Annotated in this window: 3 protein-coding genes; all 3 read left to right on the forward strand. The window is 63.3% G+C overall.

The annotated features are described in order from the left end of the window. The first annotated feature begins 104 nt into the window (after window positions 1-104). The 3 genes from DI606_RS19850 (at window position 105) to DI606_RS19860 (ending at window position 2,797) form a co-directional block, all read left to right on the forward strand. Window positions 105-1,051, forward strand: a protein-coding gene (locus DI606_RS19850) for an IS630 family transposase (protein ID WP_293985714.1) whose coding sequence is annotated in 2 segments (ribosomal slippage) — window positions 105-441 and window positions 441-1,051 — 948 coding nt in all. Because the reading frame shifts where the segments join, the coding sequence is not laid out codon by codon here. Window positions 1,052-1,223: 172 nt separating this feature from the next. Continuing rightward, window positions 1,224-1,766: a hypothetical protein gene (locus tag DI606_RS19855; protein WP_293985710.1), complete on the forward strand. Its 543-nt coding sequence runs from the start codon at window positions 1,224-1,226 to the stop codon at window positions 1,764-1,766. Beyond that, entirely contained in the window at window positions 1,763-2,797 is a 1,035-nt protein-coding gene (locus tag DI606_RS19860; protein WP_293985712.1) for a HoxN/HupN/NixA family nickel/cobalt transporter, read from the forward strand. Before DI606_RS19855 ends, DI606_RS19860 begins: the two co-directional genes overlap by 4 nt. The last annotated feature ends 125 nt before the right edge of the window (window positions 2,798-2,922 follow it).

The following is a 2,922-nucleotide window of genomic DNA, read 5'->3' on the forward strand; positions in this document are numbered from 1 at the left end:
TATCCCCGATCTCGTCCGACACCCGCCACCTCGCTAAAAGAGCGGCAATCATCCCGGCGAATGGGCACCGCGCAAGGCGGCCCTCAGGCCCCGCTTACGCATGGATGGCGCGAACTCTTTCACAGGATCTTCGGGACAGGGTCGTCGCGGCGATTGATGGTGGGTTGAGTTGCCGCGCGGCGGCCGATCGCTTTGGTGTCAGCGCGTCGAGCGCGATCCGTTGGCGGCAACTTGCTCTGCAGCATGGCCATGCCGTCGCCAAGCCGCGCGGAGGAGACCGGCATTCCGGCAGAATCGAGGCCCATGGCGGCTTTATCCGGGATTTGGTTGACGAGCAGGGCGATATGACCTCGGTTGAGATCCAGGCGCGGCTGTTCGAGCGGGGCGTGCCGGTTGGGATCGGCACGCTGCATCGCTTCTTCGTGCGCCACGCGATCACGCGGAAAAAAAGACCGGGCACGCGATCGAGCAAGACCGCCCCGACGTCCTGAAGCAACGCCGGCATTGGTTCGACGGCCAACTCGATCTCGCCCCGGAACGCCTGGTGTTCATCGACGAAACGTGGACCGCGACCAACATGACCCGCAGCCACGGCCGCTGCCCCAAAGGCGAGCGACTGCGGATGGGCTTCCTGCACGGCCACCGCAAGACCACCACCTTGGTTGCCGGGCTGCGCATGACCGGCATGGTCGCGCCCATGGTGCTTGATGGGCCAATCAACGGCGACTGGTTCGAAGCCTATATTGCCCAGATTCTTGTCCCGGAACTACGGCCCGGCGACGTCGTCATCATGGACAATCTGTCGAGCCACAAGCGCGCGTCGGTGCAGGTGCTCATCGAGGCCGCTGGCGCGACCCTGCGCTTCCTCCCGCCCTACAGCCCCGACTTCAACCCGATCGAGAAAGCGTTCTCCCGCCTCAAAGCCATGCTGCGAAAAGTCGGCGAGCGGACCGTCTCTGGCCTGTGGGACCTCATCGGCAGGCTCGTCGATATCTTCAAGCCGGGCGAGTGCGCCAATTACTTCAGTTCTTGCGGATACGAACCGGAATGAGCGAAAACCGCTCTAAGGCCATTTGTCGCTGTTTCGACAGATCCGTGACGCGCCCTAGATGTTTGATCTTAGGGTTAGATGGTGCGATCATTTGGTTGGAATGGAAGAAAACCTCATGGGGCAAGTACGATACGGGAGCACCGCGACCAAGCAGGCCGCGGTCTATTAGCCGGTGCCGACAATCTCGATCCGTGGCCAGTACGCCACCGCCGTCGATCCGCTAGGGTTGCTTGTGACTGTCTTGGTTGCGCATGCGGCGTTGAAGAACGCAACCGGCGATCAGTTGAACGGCAGGGCCAAGGCGAGCTACCTGGGCGCAAAGAAGAACCTTCTCGCGACCGTGCCCGGCAGCTTGCCGCCGCGCCGGGACCAGATCGGCCAGCGCTCGTCCACCCTGTCGCGCGAGGGCGATAGCTATTATTACATCCATACGGAGCCGATGCGGTTGCCGGTCTGGCGCGCTGTGTTGGCGGATGATCCGGCGACGTGGCATCACATCGACGCGACCTCTGGCGCGCTGCTGCGCACGGTTGACGGCGCTACCCGCGCCGAGCGCTGGCTGTGCAACGCGCCACACAGCTTCGACTCGCCGGGCTTTAACCAGGGCTCGTTGCGCTCGCTGGCCTGGACCGGCGTCCGGATGGGTTGGCGAAAGTTCGCCCGCGACTTTCGCCGCTCTCGCTGGCGCTTTTCTCTCACAAGGAGCCGATCATGATCTTTTCGGGCTCGCCATCGCTCAAACGGCGGACCGCCCTGCTGCTGGGCGGCCTCATCGCCGCTAACCTGGCGGTGTGGATTTGGGCCTATGGCCTGTTCCACGCGCAGCCGCTAATGCTGGGCACCGCGCTACTCGGCTGGGGCCTGGGCCTGCGCCACGCCGTCGATGCCGACCACATCGCGGCGATCGACAACGTAACGCGCAAGCTGATGCAGCAGGGGCAGCGGCCGATCGCGGTGGGGTTCTGGTTCGCGGTCGGGCACTCCGGAATTATCGCCATCGCGTCGGTCACCATCGCACTCACCGCCAGCGCCTTGGCGCAGTTCGGCGCGTTCAAGGAAGTGGGCGGGGTGATCGCGACCGCGATCTCGGCACTATTCCTGTTCGCCATCGCCGCGATGAACCTCATGATCCTGCGCAGCGTGTGGCGCACTTTCGTGCATGTCCGCGACGGTGGCGCTTATGTCGAGGAAGATCTCGACCTGCTGCTGGGCGGGCGCGGCCCCTTGTCACGGCTGTTCCGGCCGATGTTTCGCCTCGTCAACAAAAGCTGGCACATGGCCCCGCTTGGCTTCCTGTTCGGGCTAGGGTTCGACACCGCTACCGAAGTCGCCATCCTGGGCATGTCCGCCAGCCAGGCGGCGAACGGGCTGTCGATCGGCTCGGTCCTGGTGCTGCCGGCGCTGTTCGCGGTCGGCATGGCGCTGGTCGACACCGCCGATGGCGTGGTCATGCTTGGCGCCTACGAGTGGGCCTTCGTCAAGCCGATCCGCAAACTGTACTACAATATCACCATCACCCTGATCTCGGCGATGGTGGCGATCGTCATCGGCGGGATCGAGGCGCTGGCGTTGATCGGCGACAAGCTCGGTCTCACCGGCGCGCCCTGGCGGATCGCGGCGGAGCTGGGCGAGAATTTCAATAGCTTGGGCTTTGCTATCATCGGCTTGTTCGTGGCCTGCTGGTTGGCAAGCTTCGCGATCTACCGCTGGAAGCGCTTCGACAAGATCGAGGTCCGGACTGGATAGACAGCAACATCTTCGTCATTCTCGCGTTCGCAAGACCACCTTTGTCGTAATTCGTTGGAAATCGCTATCTGATGCACCTTCCTCCGGTCTTGGTTTTCGCCCTGCCATTCAATTGACTACGAGGT

Origin of the sequence: Sphingobium sp. (genome assembly GCF_003248505.1) — a bacterium.
GTDB lineage: Bacteria > Pseudomonadota > Alphaproteobacteria > Sphingomonadales > Sphingomonadaceae > Sphingobium.

Bases quoted from the DNA above. Each gene is read 5' to 3' on its own strand.
- DI606_RS19860 (WP_293985712.1), top strand. From the start codon at position 1,763: ATGATCTTTTCGGGCTCGCCATCGCTCAAACGGCGGACCGCCCTGCTG.